The following is a 23,272-nucleotide window of genomic DNA, read 5'->3' as shown; positions in this document are numbered from 1 at the left end:
AACTTCTTCTTAATTATTCAGTAACTGAGTATTTAGCTTTCATACGAGTAATGAGTTGGTCTTTCTCCGTCCACAGCTCATCCACCCAATGCTGAAATTTTTCACGGAATTCTGCATCATCTTCATAGTTGCCGCCATGCACCCACGTTGGAATTTCAATTTTACGTAAATCCACGGCGATACGTGGAACTTCACCTAGCCAAAATTCGCCATAACCTGGTGCACCATTTGGATAGACGATGGTCATATCTACGAGAGCATCAACTTGATCCCCTAAAATATTGAGTGCCAGTGCTAAACCACCCGCTTTTGGCTTAAGAAGGTTTTGATACGGTGACTGCTGCTGCGCATGCTTTTCAGGGGTAAAGCGAGTGCCTTCCAAATAGTTCAGCAGGGTAAAAGGCTGGCTCAATAACTGTTCACAAGATTTACGCGCTTCTTCCATATCTCGATATTTAAGTTCAGGATTTTTCGCGATTTGTTCTTTGCTATGACGTTTCATCATTGGGAAGCCTAAAATTTTAAAAGCTTGTCCCACAAATGGAATGAAAATGAGTTCCCATTTGGTAAAGAAACGCGTCAGAGGCATACGGGTTAAACCAAAATATTGGTTGACTGTCGTATCGACCCAACTTTGATGATTACAGGTCATGAGATAACGACCCTGCAAATTTAAATCGAGGTCTTCATCGATGGTAATGTCCCATTCGGTATTGGGCAGAACATGGTCAATCAGCCAATTATTGACGGTGAGCCAACTGTTGGTGATTTTAATGTTGGTTTCATCAACCTTTTTTGATTTTTTAAAGAGTTTGGTCAGACCAAGGGCTAAAACAGGAGGACCATGGAAAAAAGTACTGCCTGTCATAACAGAACCGACGGTAAGTCCTTTGCTAATTTTTTTTAGTGTCGGTTGCTTATTTGTTTGAGATGACATATAAAAAGTCCTAGCGGAAATTGTCCAAATAATGATTGATTCTAGTAAATATAGTTCGAGTTGATTAAATAAAAAAGGGCATCTGCTGAACTGTGAAGAAATTGTGATGGAATTAACAAATAAATCTCGTATTCATATTACAAATTGTAACTAAACGTTTTATTATTAACAAAAAATCAATGGTTCAGCCATTTGTTTTACTTCATCATTTCAACCATACAACAAAACACAAAGAAGGAGGCATGCAATGCGTGCACTAGTAATTTCGGCAGTAGTTGGGGCAATGGCACTTACTGGTTGTCAAAACATGGAATATGACAAAGCAGCAATCGGTACTGGTTTAGGTGCTCTTTTAGGCGCTGGTATTGCTTATTCTAATGCTGATAAAGACAAAATGGGTCAAGCAGCAGCAATTGGTGCTGTAGTTGGCGCGGGTGCTGGTCTTCTTCTTGATAAGAAAGAACAACGTCTTAAACAAGAATTGGCTGGTACTGGTGTTGACGTAGGTCGTAATCCAGATGGTTCGATCAACCTTGTTATGCCATCAGTAACTTTCGCAACTAACTCTTCAACTATTCAATCTCGGTTCCAATCTGCGTTGAATGACGTTGCTAAAGTATTGCGTGAAGACGGTACTGCAAACAAACTTGCAATCGTTGTACACGGTCACACAGATAACACAGGTTCTGATGCGATCAACAACCCACTTTCTCAAAACCGTGCAAACTCAGTGAAAAACTACCTAGCGTCTCAAGGTATTTCTTCAACTCGTATTACTGCACGTGGTTACGGTTCAACTTCTCCAGTAGCGGATAACTCAACTGCTGCAGGTCGTGAACAAAACCGTCGCGTAGAAATCTCAGTTTACGAAACTAAATAAGTTTTAGTTCGAAACGAAAGGCCACCCTCGGGTGGCTTTTTTTATGGCATTTTTAATGACCGATAAAATACATTTTGCATTAGGCAAGATCGTTTCAGATGACTATAATCATCCTCGAATTAATAAGAGGAAAGACTATGTCACTGGCAAGTCAGTTGAACGACAAGCAACTTGAAGCAATGAAATACACTCAAGGACCCTTGTTAGTACTTGCAGGGGCAGGTTCAGGCAAAACATCGGTGATTACCCGTAAAATTGCCTATTTGGTGAAGCATTGTGGTATTCCTGCGCACCGTATCACCGCGATGACCTTTACCAACAAAGCTGCGCGTGAAATGAAAGAGCGTGTGACGAAGCTGATGAGCCGTGAAGAGGCAAAAGGGTTGTCGGTTTCTACATTCCATAACTTCGGGCTAAACATGCTCCGTTTGGAATTAAAAAATACACCACTGAAAAATAACTTTTCAATTTTAGATGCAGATGACTGCAAACGCATTTTGATGGACTTAATGCATCGCGACAATTTATCCGGTGCAGAAAGTAAAGAGCTGATTGCCAAAGCCATGAAAATGATTTCAGATTGGAAAAACGATCTGATTCCACCTGAGCAAGCGCATACCACCTGTGAAACAGCAGAAGACGTTCAGTTTGCACATCTGTATCAACTGTATGAGCGTAATTTACGTGCCTACAATGCTGTGGATTTTGATGATTTGATTGTCATGCCGACGCGCTTATTACAAGAAAATGCAGAAGTGCGTGATCGTTGGCAGAATCGAATCCGCTATTTATTGGTCGACGAATATCAAGATACCAACACCGCGCAATATATTTTGGTGAAATTACTCGTGGGTGTCATGGGACAGTTCACCGCGGTAGGTGATGATGACCAATCGATTTATGCATGGCGTGGTGCTAAGCCTGAGAATATGGCTTTATTGAAGGAAGATTTCCGTAATCTGAAAGTGATTAAGCTTGAGCAAAACTATCGCTCGACCAGTCGGATCTTAAAAGCCGCGAATACAGTTATTGGCAATAACCCACATATTTTCGATAAAAAGCTTTGGTCAGATAAAGGCCATGGTGAAGTGATCCGCGTGATTACTTGTCGTAATGACGATGATGAAGCAGAACGCGTCGTAAAAGACTTGATTACGCACAAGCTGATGAACGGTAAAAATTGGAAAGACTACGCCATTTTATACCGTGGTAATTTCCAAGCGCGTGCTCTAGAGACACAGCTACGCCAAATGCAGATCCCGTATAAATTATCGGGTGGTCAGTCTTTCTTCGCTCGTGCTGAAATTAAGGACTTGATGAGCTACTTACGTTTGATCATCAACCCTGAAGATGACAGTGCATTTTTACGAATTATCAATACGCCAAAACGTGCGATTGGTCCGGTGACTTTGGAAAAGCTTGGCTTATTTGCGCAGGAAAGTAATTTGTCTTTGCTCAGTGCAGCAGGTGACCAGCGCTTAAGCATGGCGATTCCGAAAAAAGCCACAACCCAATTGGCCGAATTTGCGGACTTTATTTCGACCTTTACTCGTGAATTAGTAGAAGATGATGAACCTGTTCCGATCATTCGTCGCATGATGATTGAAGCAGGTTATATCGACTATGTTAAAGAATCTGCAGCTACACCTGCGCAGGAAAAAACCAAACTGGATAATATTGAAGTGCTATATAGCAGTATTCAAAGTTTGATAAACCGCGCTGAAGATGTAGATGAAAAGAACATTGAAAGTGTGATTCGTAAAATGGTGCTGCTCGATATGTTAGAACAGCAACAAGAAGAAGAAGACACCGATAAAGTCAATTTGTTAACACTTCATGCGTCGAAAGGTCTGGAATTTCCATTCGTTTATTTGATTGGTCTGGAAGAAGAAATTCTACCGCATAAAAACTCCATTGCTGCCGACACGGTTGAGGAAGAACGTCGACTGATGTATGTGGGGATTACTCGTGCACGTCAAGGTTTAACCATGACTCTTGCAGAGCAGCGTAAAGCCGGTGGTCAAATGCGACAAATGACACCAAGCCGTTTCTTGGACGAACTGCCACAAGATGAATTGGAGTGGTTAGGGCGCAAGAAAAAGCTGGCAGGGGATATCGATCCTAAACAGCAAGCACAGCATTATTTAGAAAATTTACGCGCGCTGATTAAGCGTTAAAGCTTAATGCGTAGAATATTTTATTTATTTTTTGAAATTCGTTTTATTGAAACAGGAATGAACCATGAAAGTTCAAGTTAAAGTTCTCGACACACGTTTAGGTACGGAATGGCCAATGCCAACTTATGCCACAGCAGGTTCGGCAGGTCTTGATCTCCGTGCATGTGTAGAAGAAACCACCGTAATTGAACCGGGTCAAACTGTTCTGGTAAAAACAGGCCTATCGATTTATATCGAAGACACTAACTTTGCAGGTTTAATTTTGCCGCGTTCAGGCTTAGGTCATAAACACGGAATCGTGTTGGGTAACTTGGTCGGTTTGATTGATTCAGACTACCAAGGTGAATTGATGGTATCTGTTTGGAACCGTAGCCAAACTACATTTAGCCTAGAGCCGGGTGAGCGTTTAGCACAATATGTTTTAGTGCCAGTTGTACAAGCTCAGTTTGATATTGTAGATGAGTTTGAAGCCACTGAACGTGGTGCAGGCGGTTTTGGTCATACAGGTAAAAACTAATCAGTGCGAGACTTTTGATCCAGTGTGTTGACAAGTAAATGCCTACAATCAAGTAGCTAATAAAAACCATCCTCGTGATGGTTTTTATTTATATCATTTTATTTAAATTTTTAATTTATTCAAAATCAAATCTATATTTAGAGTGTTTAGGCTTTTATCAATATCGTTTATAGGCTTATCTCGAAAAAAATTAATTCTGATGAAATTACTCGGATTATATTTTAATAGAGAAGAATAAATTGCACCTTCTTTGTTGATTTAAATTTAATCAATTTACTATATTTGTACAGAGTGGAATAGGGATTTAAAAATATTTGAAAAGTAAAATAAATATAGATGAACGGGTGGTTTGATATTTTTTAAATTGTAAATTAATGATTTATATATAAAAATAATTTGTGGAAAATAGAAGTTTTGGGATTAATTTTTAAGTTTTTGATCAGTATTTAAATATTATTAATTGATTATTAACTAAAATTGTTATAAAAAAGCTACACTTTTTTTCAGGATTTTATCCTTTAATTAAAATCTTAAATTCTCAATAGAATTTAAGATTTTTTAATTAATAAAGATGTAATTAGAAGAACATAGTATGGGTTCACTGTTTAATCACTTTCCGCAACATATTTTTCGTGCATATGACATTCGCGGGAAAATATCGCTCTTAAATGCTGATTTAGTTCAGTCAATTGCTTGTGGCTTAGTCAAACAATATTTAGATGTAGGGCAAAAGAGACTTGCTATTGGCTATGATGCGCGTTTAACCAGTCCAACCTATGCAAAAATAATTCAAAAAGTCTGCCATGAGGCTGGCCTTGAAGCGGAAATTATTGGCTGCTGCTCAAGCCCGATGTTGTATTTTATTGCGGGACAATTTCAAGGCAATGGCATTATGGTGACGGCGAGTCATAATCCAAAATCAGATAATGGTATCAAGTGGATTATCAAAGGTGAGCCACCTTGTCCAGAGATGATTCAACACGTTGCAGTCGAAGCACGAAATTGTTTTTCATCGGAACGTGTGCATTTGATGACTGAACATGAGCCACACGAAATCAAGCCTGAATATTGTTTGGCCTATCAGAAATTTATTTTAGATGACATTCATTTACAGCAACCACTTAAAGTTGTGATCGATGGCATGCATGGTTCAGCTGGGCATTGTGCAGCCTTATTATTAAATAAATTAGGCTGTGAAGTTTTGGCATTACGTTGCCAAGCTGATGGACATTTCCCTGATCATGCTCCAGATCCATCACAGCTCAAACATTTAACCCATCTCCGCCAAGCCATACAGCTACAAAAAGCCGATATTGGCATTGCTTTAGATGGTGATGGTGATCGTTTAGTACTGATTGATGAAACTGGCAAAGTGGTTTCTGCAGATCGATTATTGTGTTTATTTGCTGAAATTTGTTTGACTCAAAAACCACATGCAGAGGTGGTATTTGATGTGAAATGTTCAACAATGATTCGGGATACCGTGTGTGATTTAGATGCGCAGCCTGTCATGATTCGAACGGGCAGTAGTTTCTTGCGAAAGTATATTTCCCAATCTAAAGGCAAAGCGGTTTTTGGTGGTGAATACGCAGGGCATTATGTTTTTAATGACGGTCGCGGCGGCGGTTATGACGATGGTCTATATGCTGCCTTAAGGGTCTTAGAATATATTCAAACTCAGGGGCTGACATTGTCAGAAGCTTTGGCGAAATATCCGGAGCGCTTTAGTACCGAAGATTTATATGTTAGTACGCATCAACATGATCCAGCGGAAGTTTTAAAGCAGGTTGAAGCTAATTCTGCGCGAATTCCGGCACAAATCAGTAAAATTGATGGAATACGCCTTGATTTTGATGATGGATTTGGCATCATTCGAGCATCGAATACAGGTGAGTATTTCACTTTACGCTTTGATGCCAACTCATCAGCACGCTTAAAAGAAATACGAGATCTGTTTGTTTACATGTTAGTTGAGCACTATCCAGACATTGCTCATGACATTCCAGATGCTCAATAAGGAGAGGCAAATGCCACATCAACATACTGGCATCGACAAAGCACAAATCCTGACGGAAGCTTTGCCGTATATTCAACGTTTTGCGGGTAAGACGCTGGTAGTGAAGTATGGTGGTAATGCCATGACCGATCCTGAGCTTGAGAGCTCATTTGCACGTGATATCGTATTGCTGAAAACGGTTGGTCTAAACCCGATTGTGGTACATGGCGGTGGTCCACAAGTGGATTCATTCCTTAAACAATTAGGACGTGAATCAGATCGTATTGACGGTATGCGCGTGACAGACCCTGCAACCATGGAAGTTGTTGAGATGGTTTTGGGCGGCAGCGTGAATAAGTCGATTGTGAACTTAATCAATAAACACGGTGGTCGTGCCATTGGTTTAACGGGTAAAGATGGTAATTTGATCCGTGCGCAAAAATTGCTAATGGAAAAAACTGCCGAAGACGGTTCAGTAAAACAGATTGATTTAGGTCTCGTTGGCGAAGTGGTTGGTGTGAAAACTGACGTACTTGAGATGTTTACCCAAAGCGATTTTATTCCTGTGATTGCACCATTAGGTGTAGACGAAGACGGCAACACCTATAACATCAATGCTGACTTGGTTGCAGGTAAAGTGGCTGAAGCATTGGGTGCGGAAAAGCTAATTTTATTGACCAATATCACGGGTGTTTTAGACGAAAATAAAAATCTGCTGACTGGGTTAACCACCCAAGAAGTCGATCGTTTGATTGAAACTGGCGTGATCTATGGCGGCATGATTCCGAAAGTTGGCTGTGCATTAGATGCAGTCAAAGGCGGCGTAATCAGCGCACATATTGTTGATGGTCGTGTACCTCATGCAACATTACTTGAAATCTTTACGGATCATGGTGTGGGTACATTAATCACCAATCGAACCAATGTGAAAAAAGCTTAAGATACTTAGCATTTTTTGATATAAAAAAGCCTCTTTTGAGGCTTTTTTATTATTTATCAGTTGGCTAAGTGAGATTTGAAAAGATCAAATAATGTATTTGCCCTGTTGGATTATAAAAACTCTTATAATGGCGCCGATTTTAGATTTACAACAACTAAAACTGTCATGCACAATAGAGAAATCATAGATTTACTGCAGAAATGATCGATATGTGCCAGCTGCTCGGAATGAATTGTGCGACTCCTACCGATATTACTTTTTCGTTTCGGGGATTTTCGCAGCGAGCAGGAATTACCTCAGATCATTGTGATGGCTTTGGTATCGCTTTTTTTGAAGATAAAGCATGTCGTTTATTTGTCGACAATCAATCTGCTGTAGAGTCTCCGATTGCTGAGCTGATCCGAAACTATCCGATTAAATCTCGCAATGTGATTGCACACATTCGTAAAGCGACGCAAGGCAAAATTAATCTTGAAAACTCACATCCATTTAGTCGTGAATTGTGGGGCAGACAGTGGATTTTTGCGCATAATGGCGACCTGCATGGCTTTCAGCCTGAGCTCACAGGGCGCTTCAGCCCCGTCGGCAATACCGACAGTGAATTGGCCTTTTGCTATTTGCTCGAGCAAATGGTGAAACGTTTTGGTTATACCGAACCTACACTCGATCAGGTGTTTGATCTGTTATTAGAAATTTCTCCTAAAATTGCAGAACATGGCACCTTTAATTTTTGTTTGTCGAATGGGCAGGCGCTATTTAGTTATGCGATTACCAAGCTGCATTGGCTGGTTCGAGAGTTTCCATTTCAGCCTGCACAGTTGATTGATATTGATGTTGAAGTCGATTTTAGTGAAGTCACTACGCCTGAAGACCGTGTTGCCGTGATTACCACTGAACCCTTAACGCAAAATGAAGTTTGGACAGTATTTGAGCCGGGTGAAATGATTTTATTTCAACATGGTCGTCCAATACGTGCTGCAAAGACGGTTGTTGAACGTTTAGAACGTGAGCGGCTGGACCCATCTTTAAAACGTGTCACACGTGCAGATCAGTATTAATTTTGAATGAAAGATATTCATTATAAAAATGAATATCTTACACTTTATTGAATTAAGGGTGTTTTCTAAGATATTGAATTGATTAAAAAATATCTTAGCTTTATGCTCGGGATTAAATAAATTAACATAATAAAAACAATTGATTACATTATAAATGGCAGTATTTCAATTAAAACCAACCTTTTTACTTCATTTTTATTTAAGTCCTTTAATTATATGATGAAATTTACGTGATAAGTCCTTCATATTTATAGGTGGTCGTAATGAAAATGAAATGGGTTCCAGAATACAATACTGGTATCGATGTGATTGACGATCAACACAAACGGATTCTTGACTACATCAATGAAATTGATGGCATTGACGCAAATACAGATCGTGATCGTGTGAAACAAATTCTGGAAAACATTATTGATTACACGCAATCACATTTTACCTTCGAAGAATCTTTACAAGAAGAAGCGGGTTATAAATATCGTGTGCCACATAAACGCGTACATGATTTATTTATTAAAAAAATTGAATCTTATCGTGACCGTTTTGAAATGGGGCATGCGATTGAAAATGAATTACATGAAGTGCTTTCAAAATGGCTGATTAACCATATTCAGCACGATGATGCTGATTATGTCGGTGCGGTTAAAGAAAATATGATGGGTATCATCAAAGAAAAAGAAAAGAAAAAAGGCAAATATTGGTTTGCACGTTTCTTTTCATAACCTCAAAAAATGAAATAAAAACAATTAAATTCTAATAATATCATTTGCGCAGCAAATCATCTTTAAGGTGATTTGCTTTTTGTTTTTGATTTTCAAGGCACAGCAAGGCAAAATAGCGCTAGAATTTTCAAAGGAATTTGTCATGCAGGACAATGCGATGTCGAAATGGTTATCGCCACTGATGGCGTTCTGTTTATCTTTTATCATTATTGCAACTTTAGCACCGGTAACAGGTATTCAAATTGAACGTCAGCTAGATTTCTGGCTGTTGTGGCTAGGTACAATGCTTATTTTAGCTTTACCGCTATGTTATTTGGAAATTGCTTTAGCAAAACGTTCAAAAATTACAGCAGTTCAAGCACTGTCTTCGCTAACACGTGATGCGGATGCTTCACCCAAATGGCGTATAGTCGGTTGGCTTGCCGTAGTATTTATTCCATTTTTAGCAGGTGCCATGCTTTCAGCCGCGTCGCAATATGTGGCAATTTTTACAGCTAATGGCTTTGCCTATAGCATTATTTTGGCTGTCCTTGCGGTCATTGCATTTGCATTGTCGTTTGTACCACGCCAATTTTTAGTGATTTTGACCGCTATTGGTGTGATTGCTGCAGTAGTCTTAGCGAATGTTATGGGAACGGCATTGCCAGAATGGAAAATGACTACACTCGAATTTAGTGAGTGGGGCAATGCAACTGTTTTGGCGCTCGTAGCAAGTGGTTTGGGGATGGGCTTGTACTGGCAGTCAAGTTTGCCAGCCGTGAAGCAACAAGAGATTGCAAGCAAAACGGTATTTCCAATTTGGATCGCTCAACTCTTGGCAGTGATTGCTTTTGCTTTTTTCGCAGCAAAAACACAAGTACCTGCTTTAGCATTGGTTGTGGGTTTGGTTGCTGCTTCAGCATTGCTGATTCAAATGGCACGTGAACAATTACAACAACGCCAATTGGCCGTAATGGTGCAATGGGCGATTTTATTGGTTGCGGTTTTTGTATGGGCACTGAGCACTGTTGTTCCAGTATTTAATATTGCCTTGTTGATTTGGGGCTTAATTATTTGTCTGATTTATGCGATTTTCGCAGGTTGGATTATGAAGATTAGTCATCTACGTAAGTCAATGAACTTCAGTCATGAAACCTTTTATAATATTTGGCGTATTGCCGTACGTATCGTAGTGCCCTTGTCAATAATATTGGCATTGGTGGCTGTGATTGGGCAGTTATTCTAATGACAGCTCAGTTACAAGTATGGGTCGCTTATGCGAGCGTGGAACAGCAGATATTAATTCCGCTGAGCTTTAATCCCGGTATGACGGTTGAAGATGCTATTGTGCAAAGTGGCATTCGAAAACAAGTGGATTTACCCGAAGAATTAACACTAGGAATCTTCGGGGCGCGTGTAAGCGATTCATCTCAGTTACTTGAAGCAGGTGATCGCGTCGAAATCTATCGTGCATTAACCATTAATCCGAAAGATATTCGTCGTAATCGCGCCAAGAAAAATCCCGTTGGCCGTTATTGTCGAGGCAATCGTTTCAAACAATTGTACTTATAAAAAAAACCCCTAAATTTAGGGGTTTATTTTTATCTTAAAGCGACTATAGTGGTGGCGCAGTTAAAATCGCTTCTTTAGAACCTGGTAAGCCTGGTTGTGACTCTGGAATGGTTTCTAAGCCTTCAATTTTTTGAACGATACCGTTTTGGTCAAAGAAGATTTTTAAGTGTTGACCATGTGCAGCAGGAATCTTGGCTTTTTTAGCATATGTTCCTGGGGTATACTTATAAATGTAGTCCCAACGTAACGGATTCATTGGATCGGCAACAGTTGGACTACCTAGCAAAAAGCGAACTTGTTGGTGGCTCATTCCCACTTGAATTTTAGCCGCTTGTGCTTGAGTTAAAGGTGTACCTTGTGGAATATCAACTTTATAAACGCCCAAGGTTGAACAGCCTACGAGCAATGAAGTGACGAATAACGTCAGCATGATTTTTTGCATTTTGCTAAACTATCCCAAATTAATTATGATGCATTTGATCCAAGGATAGATCATACTGCATCTAAACTTTGTTGCATATTCCAACTTTAATTTTGTTGAGAGACCTTTTTTCATGCCTATTTCAAATCAAGATTTACGTAAAGCTGGACTTAAAGTTACACTTCCACGAATTAAAATATTGGAATTGCTTGAAAATTCAAGACAACATCACTTAAGCGCAGAAGATATTTATAAGACTTTACTTGAACAGGGTGAAGATGTGGGTTTAGCAACTGTGTATCGCGTGTTAACACAGTTTGAAGCTGCAGGTATTATTCAACGCCATCATTTTGAAAACAATCATTCTGTTTTTGAGATTATGCAAGAAGATCACCATGACCATATTGTGTGTCAAAACTGCAATAAAGTGGTGGAATTTACTAATGATGTGATTGAGCATGAGCAACATCAAGTGGCAGAAAAATTTGGTTTCCAACTTACAGGTCACTCATTAAATCTTTATGGCTATTGTGATGCGCCTGAATGCCAAGAAGCATATCGTAAAAAATAATCCAATGCGGATGAGAATGAATAAAAAACAGACTTCATATGAAGTCTGTTTTTTATTTCCGAAAGCGTTTAAGCAAAATTAATGTTGACCATCAAAGGTAATATTTGAATTTGCACGCAGTAAATGCTCGCCGCCTTCTTCAGACAATTTAATCTGTAGACGCAGGTCATTCGGTGAATCGGCATGTTTGAGCGCATCTTTGTAGCTAATTTGCTTGGCTTTATAAAGGTCATATAAAGCTTGGTCAAAGGTTTGCATACCCAGTTCACGAGAACGCTTCATCAGGTCTTTAATTTCGTGCACTTCACCCTTACGGATTAAATCTGAAATTAAAGGTGAGTTGATCAAAATCTCAATGGCAGCACGACGTGAATTACCATCAATGGTTGGAATCAATTGCTGCGCAACCATTGCTTTTAAGTTCAAAGACAAGTCCATGAACAGTTGACTATGACGATCCGCTTCAAAGAAGTGAATGATACGGTCGATGGCCTGGTTGGCGTTGTTGGCATGCAGAGTAGCAAAAACCAAGTGACCCGTTTCAGCAAAGGCAATCGCATAGTCCATGGTTTCACGTGAACGAATCTCACCAATCAGAATCACGTCAGGTGCCTGACGTAGCGTATTCTTTAAGGCAACTTCGAAAGAATCGGTATCAATACCCACTTCACGTTGGGTAATGATACAACCTCGGTGTTGATGCACAAATTCAATCGGGTCTTCAATCGTAATGATATGACCTTTGCTATTTTCATTACGATAGCCAATCAAAGATGCCAAAGAGGTTGATTTACCTGTACCTGTTGCACCTACGAAAATGATAATGCCACGCTTAGTCATCGCCAATTCTTTTAAAATCGGCGGTAATTTCAACTCATCCATCGTTGGAATGACGGTTTCGATACGACGCAGCACCATACCTGGCTGGTCACGTTGTTGAAATGCGCTGACACGAAAACGAGCAGATTTGCTGGTATTACTAATGGCAAAGTTACATTCACGCGTATCGGCAAATTCCTTACGCTGTTTTTCAGACATTATCGAATGTAAGATTTGACCGACAGTCGGACCCGGTAACTTAGTCGAGCCAATTGGCAAAATTTGCCCATTGATTTTAATCGAGGGTTCAACATCGGCTGTAATGAACAAATCCGATGCTTTTTTCTCCACCATATAATCAAGTAAGCCGTTAAAATCCATAACGATCGCCCCAAAAAAATAAAAAAATTACAAGAAAGATTCGGGTTGTTTTGCTGCAGTCCGTGCAGTTTGCGTACTAATAATGCCTTTTGCGACAAGGTTTTTTAAGCTTTGATCGAGTGTGGTCATACCGTAGTTGGCACCCGTTTGAATCGCTGAATACATTTGCGCAACTTTGTTTTCACGAATCAAGTTACGGATCGCAGGAATACCGATCATGATTTCATGCGCAGCTACACGGCCACCGCCATTTTTCTTGAGTAGGGTTTGTGAAATTACGGCTTGAAGTGATTCAGATAACATGGCACGAACCATGTCTTTTTCTTCAGCAGGGAATACGTCAATCACACGGTCAATGGTTTTTGCCGCAGAGGTGGTATGTAGAGTACCGAAGACCAAGTGACCTGTTTCAGCGGCTGTCAGTGCCAAACGAATGGTTTCAAGGTCACGCATCTCACCGACTAAGATAATATCCGGGTCTTCACGCAGTGCGGAACGAAGTGCTTCGTTAAAGCCGTGGGTATCACGGTGTACTTCACGTTGGTTGACCAAACATTTTTTAGATTCGTGTACAAATTCTATCGGGTCTTCGACCGTTAGAATATGGTCATATCGGTTGTCGTTAATGTAATCGACCATCGCAGCAAGCGTGGTTGATTTACCCGAACCCGTTGGACCGGTCACCAGTACGATGCCACGTGGATATTCACAAATATCTTTAAAGATTTGGCCCATGCCAAGATCTTCAATGGTTAATACTTTTGAAGGAATGGTACGGAAAACGGCACCAGCACCACGGTTTTGGTTAAATGCGTTCACACGGAAACGTGCCACACCAGGGACTTCAAATGAAAAGTCAGTTTCTAATTTTTCTTCGTAATCACGACGCTGTTTATCGTTCATGATGTCGTAAACCAATTTGTGTACTTCTTTATGTTCAAGAGCAGGTAGGTTGATACGACGAACTTCACCATCCACACGAATCATTGGTGGCATACCAGAAGATAAATGTAAATCCGAAGCGTTATTTTTGGCAGCAAAGGCCAATAGTTCTGTAATGTCCATAAAATCCCCGAGATAAAAATTAAATCTTAATTATTTTGATAGAATAATAAGGCTTTCCCACAGCTTAACCAACACTTAGTTGAAGGGCAATGCAAAAAAAGATGAATGAAATGAGAACCTCGTCAATGAATATACTTCAAGAAGCACGAAATCAAGTTTTGCAGCAAATTGAGCAGGCTTGCCAACTTGCGGGTCGACCACAGCAGTCGGTTGAATTATTGGCTGTATCTAAGACGCATCCTGCTGAAATGCTAAGAGAAATGTATGCAACGGGGCAACGATCATTTGGTGAAAACTATCTGCAAGAAGCACTTGAAAAAATTGAGGCTTTGGCGGATTTAGAAATTGAGTGGCATTTTATAGGCCATGTGCAGCGCAATAAAACCAAACATTTGGCTGAAAAATTTGCGTGGGTGCATGGGGTAGACCGTTTAATTATTGCGGAGCGTTTATCGAGTCAGCGAGACGCAAGCCAAGCACCTTTGAATATTTGCCTACAAGTCAATATTGATGCGCAAGATACGAAGGATGGCTGTCAGCCGAATGAAGTTGCAGATTTGGTCGCTCAGATTTCTGCACTACCGAATTTACGCTTACGTGGACTGATGGTGATTCCTGCACCCAACAATCCGCAAGCGTTTGCTGATGCCAAAGCGCTCTTTGAACACGTCAAAGCACAGCATGTGAAACCTGAAGATTGGGATACCTTAAGTATGGGGATGTCAGGTGATATGGTGGATGCGATTGCTGCGGGATCCACCATGGTTCGCGTGGGAACAGCATTGTTTGGTGCACGTGATTATTCGAAATAGGACAGAAGATTCAGCCTGCTTTCAAAAACCAAGCTTATAAAGTGTAAGCACAGCAGATAAGTTTTCACAATGGATGAAACCTATGGGTTCAAAGTGAGCCTTTTAATTTGAACTTTCCATTAAAGTTGAGTACAAAATAATCAGGATGTTTTTGATTTTGAAGTAATTCAACACTAGGACAAATAGGGAAGTTCATGACGGCATATTATCAGTTGATTCAACGCGAAGTAGATGCGCAAGGCTGTGTCACGGCACATTACCGTTCGACCGATTTAGCACAAGGTGCATGGAATGCACATGAACAGCACATGGCGCCTGCTACAGGAATTATTTGTGCTGAATTAAATCAATTTTCGCCACGTGAAGGCATGCGAATCGGGCGCATCAGCCTAGATATTTTGGGCTTAATTCCTGCTGGAGAGTTTCAAATAATTACGCAAGTGATCCGTCCTGGAAAAACTATTGAGTTGATTGAATCTGAAATGCGGGCGCAGGGCAAAAGCTGTATTGTCGCAAGGACATGGCGAATGATGACGCAAAACTCAATAGATATTTCTGGAGTTGAAGATCATCAGGTTTGGGGGCCAGAAAATGCGCCCATTTGGGAAGGGATACACCAATGGCCGGGCGGGTTTATTCAGTCGATTGAAGCTCGAAGTCATGAGCGACGAGCTGGTAAAGGTATTGTTTGGTTGAGAACACAGCATGACATGGTTGAAGGTGAGCCGACTGCTGATTTTGTCCGTTTAATGGGCATGGTTGATACCGCCAATGGTATTGTTCCGCGTCAGGATTGGCCATTTGGCTGGGGCTTTCCAAATCTGGATCTACAAATCCATTTGCACCGTTTACCACAGGGACAGTGGTTAGGTCTGGAAACCGTGCAGCAGTATGGAGCGGATGGTGTTGGTTTGAGTAGTTCTGTATTGCATGATGTCCATGGCCCATTTGGGCGTAGTGAACAGATTTTAACGCTACGTCCACTCGGGACGTAATGATCTAGAGAATCAAAAATTATAAAGCCTGCTTTAAGCAGGCTTTTTTTAAGATACGATTTGGATGGTGCTTGCACCTGCTCCGACAGGATTGACTTGAATTTGCACAGGGATTCGTTCGTGCATTTCTTGAATATGCGAGATCAATACTACTTTACGGCCTTGGTTTTGCAACTGATCTAGAGCATTCATGACCATGTGTAGACTTGAGGCATCTAGCGTGCCAAATCCTTCGTCAATAAATAGGCTTTCGATTTTCGTTGTTCCTGATGCCATGCTTGCAATGGCTAAGGATAAAGCGAGTGCTGTTAAGAACGACTCACCACCTGAAAGCGAAGAGACAGAGCGAGTTTCGCCATCCATGTCATGATCGATAATGGCTAGACTTAAGGAATTTTCAAGGCGCTTTAAGGTATAGCGCTGTGAAAGTATCGCCAATTGCTGGTTAGCATACTCGATTAAAATATCAAGGTTATATTGCTGCGCCAAATCACGGAACTTCTTGCCCGTTGCATCGCCCATTAAGCTCGAAATTTTATTCCAACGATGTTCTTCAGATTGGATCTGTTGAATCTGATCGGCAAATTGTTTTTGTTTGCTGAGGTTAGAAAAATGAACATCTAACTTACTTTTAAGTTGATCTCTAAGTTCTTGCTGTTCTGCAAGGGCTTTAAGATTTAGTGCAATGACACGCTCGATTTGTAAAATTTGTATTTCAGGCTGTGTTTTTAAATGCTGTTTCAACGTTTCTTGAATAGCCTGAATACCTGCTTGAGCATCTGAATAGGCACGTTCTGCATTTAAAACACGCTGTTTAAGCTGCTGTTCTTGTTCATATGAAATTGCACTAAGTTGCGCTAACAGCGTTTCACTAAATTCTGAATTTTGGCTCATCCATTGTTGAAGCGTATTTTCAACATGCCTCATTTGAGTGACTAATTGTGTTTGCTGGGTGAGGTATTCTTTTAAGCGACTTTGACTGGTTTCAAAGGCTTGACGTACTTGATCGAATGTTTGACGAGCCTGATTGAATCTCGTCTGTAACAGTTGTCTGTTTTGGTCAAAATCATTTAACCAATCATGTGGTTTTTCAACTTGTGTTTGGGTCATCTCAAAAATAGTTTGAATCGCAATATCACTATTTTTTTTGCCCTCAATTGTTAAATTTTCAATTAGATTTTGAGCCGTTTGAATTTTTTCCTGACTAAATTTAATTTGTTGCTGATAGTGCTCAAGCTGTTGTGAGGTTTGATTATATTGAGTATTTAACTCGTGGCGTTGCTTTAAGTAATTTTGACGTTGTTGTAGTGTGTGATAAATCTGTTCAGCCGCGCTTAAAGTCGACTGTTCCCATAATTTTTTTTCTACGTCATTCAACACAATGAGAATATGCTGAATATTGATTTCAGCTTGTTGCACACTGGATAAGTGCTGTGTGGTTTGTTGAATTGAAGTTATGAGTGCATGACTTTGTTTTTGAGCATTTTCATGTGAAATTAAGGCATCTTCAGTTTGTTTTTGCGCTTGTTGTGATTCATTGATTCTTGTCTGAATCAGTTGCGCCAAGGCTTCATGCTGATGTGAAAAATCAAAAGAAATATTTAGAATATTTAATTGTTGTTGAAGCGCATTTTTTGCCTGATCAAGTTGTATTTTTAAGGTCGCTAGCTGTTGCGCATTGGCATCCATTAACGCGGTTTGCTGAGTGGAGGTGGTTTGTAATTTTTGCCAAGCTTCGAAAGCCACTTTTTCCAATGCAAGTGCTTGTTGTTCTTGTTGCGTTTGTAGTTTCAGTAATTCATCAGAAAAAGCTTCTTTTTCTGAATAAGGATGATGGGTACTTCCACAGACTAAACACGCTTCGCCATCGACCAAATCTGCACGCAATTTTTCAATATTTTCCGTATTCAGTAAGCGCTGTTGTTGCAACATGTGTTGCAGTTTTTCACGCTCATTTTTCTGCGTTTGATAGGTAAGTTCGGCCGTTTTTAGCTGCGTATGACTTTGTTTAATTTGCTGAGCTAGTGTACGTTTCACCGTCATGAGATTGTTGTTTTCAGCATCAATATTTTGGAAGCTTTGCCATTGTTGCTGAACAACATTGAGCTGATTTAATTTTTGTAAAAGCTGGTCACGTTCGTAACGTAGTGATGAAATTTTCTGATTGAGCGCATCTTCTTGCCCAAATGTTTGCGTTAATTTTTCAAGTTGTTTTTGTTGTGTCTGTAATTGTGTATTGGCTTGTTGCACATTGCCATAATTTTTTTCAAATTGTGCATAACTTTGAATAAATCGTTGAGTCTGTGTGATATGCGCTGAAAGTGCATCATCGAGTGAGGCAAAGTGATTTGAACTTTCTAGCTGTGTCGTGTGTTGAGCAATATTGGTTTGCAGTTGCTCAAGCTGTTCCTTCATCTGTTTTTCATTGTTGATATGCGGAACAAGTTGGTTTTCAATCTCTTTAAAATCACCTTGCGCTTTGCGTAATTGATCTACCAATACAAGACGTTCAGCAATCCGGTCACGCACCAGTTTAATTTTGTCTTGATGTTGAATCTCAAATTGATGCTGTTGTTTTTGTTCTGTATCTATTTTTTCAAAGATGGTTTTTTCAGCATTGAATTGTTGTTCAATCTCTGAAAAATGCTGTTGTGCATGTGTCAATTGCGGCTGTAATTGTGCAATTTCAAGCTTGATATTTTTTTGTTGAATTACACTTGGGCGTATAGATGAAAAGCGTTCAAGTTGTTGCAGTTGTAGCTTTTCAGGCGCAAGTGCATCAAGTTGTTGTTGCTGATTTTGTAGTTGTTGCTGACGTGCTTGCACATCAGTTTCGTATTTTTGCTTTTGTTCGTACCACTGTTGATTTTTTTCGAACGCTGATTTTTCTATTTCCAGCTTTTTATATTCTGTAGAAACCGTATTGAATTGATTCGTGGTTGTTATTAGATCTTCATCAGACAATATTTCAATATGTCCTAAAACATTTTCCAGCTCTTTACGCTGATTGGCAATTTGTTTAGTTTTTTCAAAGGCCAATTGACCAATTTTTCCGAAAATACTGGAATTGGTCAGATATTCCAATAGCTCGCCACGTTCATTATCACGCGCTTTTAAAAAAGCGGTCACTTCTGACTGAGCCAGTAAAACAGCACGAGTAAATTGCTCAAAACTGAGTTGAGTAATGCGTAAAATTTGGCTCTCAACCGCTTTAGTTTTATCTGCAACGACACTGCCATCCGTTAAGCATTTCAGTGAACGCTGTACGCTTTGCAATTTGCCATTTGGGTTTTCACGGGCACGTTTAATTTCCCAACGCGCTGAATAGACTTTTTGGTCTTGGGCAACAAAGCTGAGCTCGGCAAAGCCTTGACCTGTGCCACGGCGTAATACGGTTTGCGGTGAGTTGGTTGGCAACTCTGAACCATCGATATCGATCAGTTTACCATCGCTGTCTTTTAAACGTGGCACACGATTAAACAGCGCCAAACACATGGCATCTAAAATGGTTGATTTACCTGCACCAGTTTTGCCAATAATTGCTACTAAGCCTGCACTGGCTAAAGGCTCAGATTCAAAATCAATAAAATGTTCACCCGCTAAAGATGCCAAGTTTTTAATACGTATAGATAAAATTTTCATGGCAATTCCTTAAGCGTTCACATCATCTTCAAGTGATTTTTGTGCTTCATCGACCAAACTTAAAAAATCTTTCATTACGGTGTCATCAGCACCATAGCCTTGTTTTTCCCAAAGGTTTTGGAATAATTTTTCAGGCGTAGGTGGATCAAGGTTGATTGCGGCTTGTTGCTGATTATTTTGATCTGAGTTTAAATAACGGCGGCTGATGCGCACCAACCGATAACGGTTCGGCGCTAAAGCCTCTTCAAACTGCTGTCTTAAATTAGGTGCAGGCGGGGTGTCGGTATGGTATTCAATTTCGACATATTCACGCTGATCAATATCTTCAATTTCACCGCTCGCCAAAGCAGATAATTGTGCCAAAACTTCTGGAATTGTGCCTTTGATGCGATGCAATTGCACACTGCGCGGAATTGCTAAGGACCCCATTTGAAAGCGTGATTCATCTGTTTGAGTTGGATCAATACTGATCTCAAGCACTTGGTGCTTATAATTAATTTCACTAAATGACAGGGGAATCGGTGAGCCGCTATAACGGATATGGGTCTGTGCGACTTTTTGCGGTTTATGCAAATGCCCAAGTGCGACATAGTCAATTACATCATCAAATAGGGCAGTCGAAAGCGCTTCTTCATTGCCAATAATAATCGGGCGCTCTGAGTCCGACGTTTCACCGCCTTGCATGTGGGCATGTGACATTAAAATTAAGGCTTGATCTGAAGTTTTACGTGCTTTGGCTTCCGCAATTAATTGCTGATGCACATAGGTAATAGCGTTTTGGCTATTGGTGGTTTGATCATTGAATCCGGTGATCTCGGCAGCCCGTAAAAAAGGTAAGGTTAGACACCATGCCACAATATTTTTGTGTTCATCATAAATAGGCACGAGTAATCGGTCTAAATCGAGCTGACCTTCAGTATTTTTATGGACCACGCCAACAGCTTTGGCATGGTATTTTTCTAATAATGGCTCAACTTGTTCAATACGGTAACCTGAGTCATGATTGCCTGCGATCATCAGGGTTTGCATGTGCGGGGCACGCACATGCGCATCGGCTAAAAATTGATAGAGCTGTTTTTGCGCTTTGGAAGCTGGGTTGATGACATCAAAAATATCGCCAGCTATCAGCAGGGCATGCGGCTGCTTTTGTTCTATTTGTTCGAGTAACCAATGAAGAAACTGTTCGTGTTCGTAGTCACGTGAGTGGTTATAGAAGAATTGTCCTAAATGCCAATCAGAAGTATGAAAAAAACGAACAGTCATGCAAGCCCCCAAAAATCAAAAAAATTGATTGGGGTCTAAAGTATCACAGATGTTCACATTTTCGAGGGTGATTAATCATTCATACGTCAAACTAAGTCGTTCTCGACAGTTACAAGGTCATCAATCTAAGCTGTTACTGTGCATTTGAATCGACTTGTACGAGGCCAAAGGTATTGTGGTCTGGGTCTAAGAAATAGCCTTGCCAACATTGACCAGGAATCGCAAATTTTTCCATGGCAATTTGACCACCCTGCGCCAAAATTTTCTCAGCGATATGGTCGAAATCTTCAACTTCAAAACTACAGGTAAATGCATTGGTGCCGCAGTGCGTTGGTGGAGTCTGAGCAGGGCGCTCTAAGAGGCCACCATGAATGCCTTGAGTTTCAATACGGAAGTATTGAATCGGTAGCCCTTCAACTGGGATAAATGACCAACCGAAAACCGCAGAATAAAAGGCAACTTCACGCTTTGGATCGGAGCTTTGAATTTCAAAATAGCAGAGCTGGTTCATTATTATTACTCTTTGTTTGATGGATTGCACATTTCAAATAGCAGAGATTTGAAATTAGGCTAAAAAATACCAAGAACTAGGAATATAAAATGTTGTTCTAATCCTGTATATAGATCAATTGTTGTACAGCAGGTGTATTACCTGCATTTGGGGTAGCAGGAGATGCAACATGCCAAATAATCCTTTTGATGAAGAAAAACTTGCAAATAGTATGGTGTATAAGACTTTATTAGAGTCTACATTAGCCATTCCTTGGTGTATTGATTGGGACAGTAAAACATTCAGCTATATTGGACCGCAAATTGAAAAGTTGCTCGGTTGGAAGCAAAATACTTGGCGCACCGTTCAGGACTGGGCATCACGTATGCATGAGGAAGACCGTGATTTTGTGCTGAATTATTGTGTTTCGCAGTCGATGGCTGGTATAGATCATGAGGCAGATTATCGCGCACTTAAAGAGGATGGTTCATATCTTTGGATACGTGATGTTGTGCATGTCGTGCGTAAACCAAATGGTGATGTAGATTGCCTCGTAGGATTTATGTTTGATATTTCCGAACGTAAAAAACAAGAAGAACAGTTACAAAAATTGCAACGTCAGCTCGAAGAATATTCATATAAAGATGGCTTAACCGGTATTGCCAATCGACGTTTGTTTGATGATTTTTATCAACGGGAATGGTTGAACGCGATACGCACGCAAAAGCCGCTGAGTTTAATTCTGATCGATTTAGATTATTTTAAACAATACAATGACTTGAATGGTCATGTGATTGGGGATACATGTCTGCGTCAAATTGCTAAAAGTTTGGAATCTTGTTGTACAAGACCTCGTGATTTAGTTGCGCGTTTTGGTGGCGAGGAATTTGCTTGGATTTTACCAGAGACCAATGAAGCCGCAGCAGCAGTGATGGCTGATAGAATTATGGATGCCGTGCGTGCTGCACGATTACCGCATAAAGCCTCAGCAGTGTCGGAACTCGTCACACTCAGCATGGGGGTAAAAACCATTATTCCTTCAGATCTGGATAATCCAATGCAATTTCTGGATCAAGTTGATAAAAACCTCTATGTAGCCAAAAGACAGGGGCGTAATCGCTACTGTGCTGCATAACATGGATTTGCTTTTTTGACTTATTTTAAAGTCGCAGCAAGTTTTTAATCAGTCGATATTTTTATCGGCTGATTTTTTTTGAGTGTAGAATATAAAAATTAAATGCTGAATACATAAGGCACAAAATAAAAGACCGACGATTCGAGTGATGATGAAATCGTCGGTCAAAAATCGATTTTAAATTTAAGTGATGGCTGCTGTTCATACTTAAATTCAAAATGAAACTTATTGCTTTTAAAAAGGTCACCGAAACATAGTGGATGCCGTCCAAATCATCGGTTGCTACAGACCTTGTACCCTATATAACGTAGCTGATTACAGATTGGTTGACATGAAAATGAAAAAAAATGCATTTTTTTTTATACTAGGTGTCAACTTCTTCTTGGGTTAGGGTCATGGTGTCTTTAACACGTTATTTTTTATTGTTTTTTTTCATTTGTTTAATCATGACCTGTATTTGCGGTGTGATCGCTGCATTATTGCCACAGGGTGTAGGTGGTATTTTAACGGTCGTACCCTACCTGATTGCAATGATCGTGGTGTTATTTCGGTTTTTAAATAAAAATCAGAGAGCACCGACACAGGCAGAGCGTAAAAAATTTACCTTAGGTTTTAGCCTGATTTTTTGGTTATATAATTTAGCTTTTGTACTTTTGGGTATCGCAATTTTTTCAAGAAAAGATCCTGAAATTTGGCAAAATTTAATGCTCTATGTTCAACATCCTCAGTTTATGAGTTTAATGGTGATCATGTTGTTACTGATGGCTATCCCTTTGTATTTAATCACCTATTGGTTTTATGGTCCGCAAGCACAGCGGATGGCTGCTCAAAAGTTTGGTGCATAATGCTTGATCATCTGGTGATCTTGTTCTATAGATAATAGTATTATTTCATATAGATAAG

At 40.1% G+C, this 23,272-nt stretch carries 21 protein-coding genes; 14 read left to right on the top strand and 7 right to left on the bottom strand.

Annotation, left to right across the window (positions count from 1 at the left end; genetic code table 11):
• Positions 1-13 precede the first annotated feature (13 nt).
• Positions 14-937, bottom strand: a complete 924-nt coding sequence (locus FTU38_RS06455) for an acyltransferase (protein ID WP_180110808.1) — start codon at positions 935-937, stop codon at positions 14-16.
• Positions 938-1,184: 247 nt separating this feature from the next.
• Here FTU38_RS06455 and FTU38_RS06450 point away from each other — a divergent pair, with 247 nt between their 5' ends.
• From FTU38_RS06450 to FTU38_RS06410, 9 genes are all read left to right on the top strand, one after another.
• On the top strand, positions 1,185-1,817 hold the full coding sequence (locus FTU38_RS06450; protein WP_180110807.1) for an OmpA family protein: 633 nt from the start codon (positions 1,185-1,187) through the stop codon (positions 1,815-1,817).
• A gap of 137 nt (positions 1,818-1,954) precedes the next feature.
• Positions 1,955-3,994 carry a UvrD-helicase domain-containing protein gene (locus FTU38_RS06445; RefSeq protein WP_180110806.1) on the top strand — a complete coding sequence of 680 codons (2,040 nt, stop codon included), beginning with the start codon at positions 1,955-1,957 and terminating at the stop codon, positions 3,992-3,994.
• A gap of 64 nt (positions 3,995-4,058) precedes the next feature.
• The gene (gene dut / locus FTU38_RS06440) at positions 4,059-4,511 is read left to right on the top strand and encodes a dUTP diphosphatase (RefSeq protein ID WP_180110805.1); all 453 of its coding nucleotides are present in this window, start codon (positions 4,059-4,061) and stop codon (positions 4,509-4,511) included.
• A 592-nt stretch (positions 4,512-5,103) separates the two neighbouring features.
• Entirely contained in the window at positions 5,104-6,528 is a 1,425-nt protein-coding gene (locus FTU38_RS06435; RefSeq protein ID WP_180110804.1) for a phosphomannomutase/phosphoglucomutase, read from the top strand.
• A 10-nt stretch (positions 6,529-6,538) separates the two neighbouring features.
• A complete protein-coding gene (gene argB / locus FTU38_RS06430; protein WP_078190033.1) occupies positions 6,539-7,447 on the top strand; it encodes an acetylglutamate kinase in 909 nt (302 codons plus the stop codon).
• Positions 7,448-7,656: 209 nt separating this feature from the next.
• A complete protein-coding gene (locus tag FTU38_RS06425) occupies positions 7,657-8,505 on the top strand; it encodes a class II glutamine amidotransferase (protein WP_180110803.1) in 849 nt (282 codons plus the stop codon).
• A gap of 263 nt (positions 8,506-8,768) precedes the next feature.
• Positions 8,769-9,224, top strand: a complete 456-nt coding sequence (locus FTU38_RS06420; protein ID WP_180110802.1) for a bacteriohemerythrin — start codon at positions 8,769-8,771, stop codon at positions 9,222-9,224.
• 142 nt (positions 9,225-9,366) lie between these two features.
• Complete coding sequence (locus FTU38_RS06415; RefSeq protein WP_180110801.1) at positions 9,367-10,449, top strand: hypothetical protein; 1,083 nt, start codon at positions 9,367-9,369, stop codon at positions 10,447-10,449.
• On the top strand, positions 10,449-10,775 hold the full coding sequence (locus tag FTU38_RS06410; RefSeq protein WP_111885267.1) for an RnfH family protein: 327 nt from the start codon (positions 10,449-10,451) through the stop codon (positions 10,773-10,775). The genes FTU38_RS06415 and FTU38_RS06410 overlap by 1 nt, the downstream gene beginning before the upstream one ends.
• 43 nt (positions 10,776-10,818) lie before the next feature.
• Here the strand turns inward: FTU38_RS06410 and FTU38_RS06405 are convergent, their stop codons facing one another.
• Positions 10,819-11,217, bottom strand: a complete 399-nt coding sequence (locus FTU38_RS06405) for an outer membrane protein assembly factor BamE (protein WP_078193102.1) — start codon at positions 11,215-11,217, stop codon at positions 10,819-10,821.
• A gap of 112 nt (positions 11,218-11,329) precedes the next feature.
• On the opposite strand from FTU38_RS06405, the gene fur reads away from it, so the two are divergent.
• The gene (gene fur, locus FTU38_RS06400) at positions 11,330-11,767 is read left to right on the top strand and encodes a ferric iron uptake transcriptional regulator (protein ID WP_078193101.1); all 438 of its coding nucleotides are present in this window, start codon (positions 11,330-11,332) and stop codon (positions 11,765-11,767) included.
• 78 nt (positions 11,768-11,845) lie between these two features.
• On the opposite strand, the gene FTU38_RS06395 is transcribed toward fur, so the two are convergent.
• Together FTU38_RS06395 and FTU38_RS06390 are read right to left on the bottom strand one after the other, a co-directional pair.
• The gene (locus FTU38_RS06395; protein WP_078193100.1) at positions 11,846-12,967 is read right to left on the bottom strand and encodes a PilT/PilU family type 4a pilus ATPase; all 1,122 of its coding nucleotides are present in this window, start codon (positions 12,965-12,967) and stop codon (positions 11,846-11,848) included.
• 27 nt (positions 12,968-12,994) lie between these two features.
• Positions 12,995-14,032 (bottom strand): type IV pilus twitching motility protein PilT, encoded by a 1,038-nt coding sequence (locus FTU38_RS06390; RefSeq protein WP_078190026.1) that lies wholly within the window; start codon positions 14,030-14,032, stop codon positions 12,995-12,997.
• 125 nt (positions 14,033-14,157) lie between these two features.
• Here FTU38_RS06390 and FTU38_RS06385 point away from each other — a divergent pair, with 125 nt between their 5' ends.
• Together FTU38_RS06385 and FTU38_RS06380 are read left to right on the top strand one after the other, a co-directional pair.
• Positions 14,158-14,844: a YggS family pyridoxal phosphate-dependent enzyme gene (locus FTU38_RS06385; protein ID WP_168379062.1), complete on the top strand. Its 687-nt coding sequence runs from the start codon at positions 14,158-14,160 to the stop codon at positions 14,842-14,844.
• Positions 14,845-15,038: 194 nt separating this feature from the next.
• Positions 15,039-15,839 carry a thioesterase family protein gene (locus FTU38_RS06380; protein ID WP_168379061.1) on the top strand — a complete coding sequence of 267 codons (801 nt, stop codon included), beginning with the start codon at positions 15,039-15,041 and terminating at the stop codon, positions 15,837-15,839.
• A gap of 48 nt (positions 15,840-15,887) precedes the next feature.
• Here the strand turns inward: FTU38_RS06380 and FTU38_RS06375 are convergent, their stop codons facing one another.
• From FTU38_RS06375 to FTU38_RS06365, 3 genes are all read right to left on the bottom strand, one after another.
• Entirely contained in the window at positions 15,888-19,481 is a 3,594-nt protein-coding gene (locus FTU38_RS06375) for an AAA family ATPase (protein WP_180110800.1), read from the bottom strand.
• Between the two features lie 9 nt (positions 19,482-19,490).
• Positions 19,491-20,744: an exonuclease SbcCD subunit D C-terminal domain-containing protein gene (locus FTU38_RS06370; RefSeq protein WP_168379059.1), complete on the bottom strand. Its 1,254-nt coding sequence runs from the start codon at positions 20,742-20,744 to the stop codon at positions 19,491-19,493.
• Positions 20,745-20,877: 133 nt separating this feature from the next.
• The gene (locus tag FTU38_RS06365; RefSeq protein ID WP_180004259.1) at positions 20,878-21,255 is read right to left on the bottom strand and encodes a VOC family protein; all 378 of its coding nucleotides are present in this window, start codon (positions 21,253-21,255) and stop codon (positions 20,878-20,880) included.
• A gap of 169 nt (positions 21,256-21,424) precedes the next feature.
• Here FTU38_RS06365 and FTU38_RS06360 point away from each other — a divergent pair, with 169 nt between their 5' ends.
• Positions 21,425-22,369, top strand: coding sequence for a GGDEF domain-containing protein (locus FTU38_RS06360; RefSeq protein ID WP_180110799.1), 945 nt, complete (start codon positions 21,425-21,427; stop codon positions 22,367-22,369).
• Positions 22,370-22,764: 395 nt separating this feature from the next.
• Positions 22,765-23,214 (top strand): ABZJ_00895 family protein, encoded by a 450-nt coding sequence (locus FTU38_RS06355; protein ID WP_078193094.1) that lies wholly within the window; start codon positions 22,765-22,767, stop codon positions 23,212-23,214.
• Positions 23,215-23,272: the final 58 nt, after the last annotated feature.

Source organism: Acinetobacter sp. YH12098 (assembly GCF_013419235.1).
Classification (GTDB): domain Bacteria; phylum Pseudomonadota; class Gammaproteobacteria; order Pseudomonadales; family Moraxellaceae; genus Acinetobacter; species Acinetobacter amyesii.
Note: the sequence above shows the minus strand (reverse complement) of the source record. Positions and strands in the feature narration are given on the sequence as shown.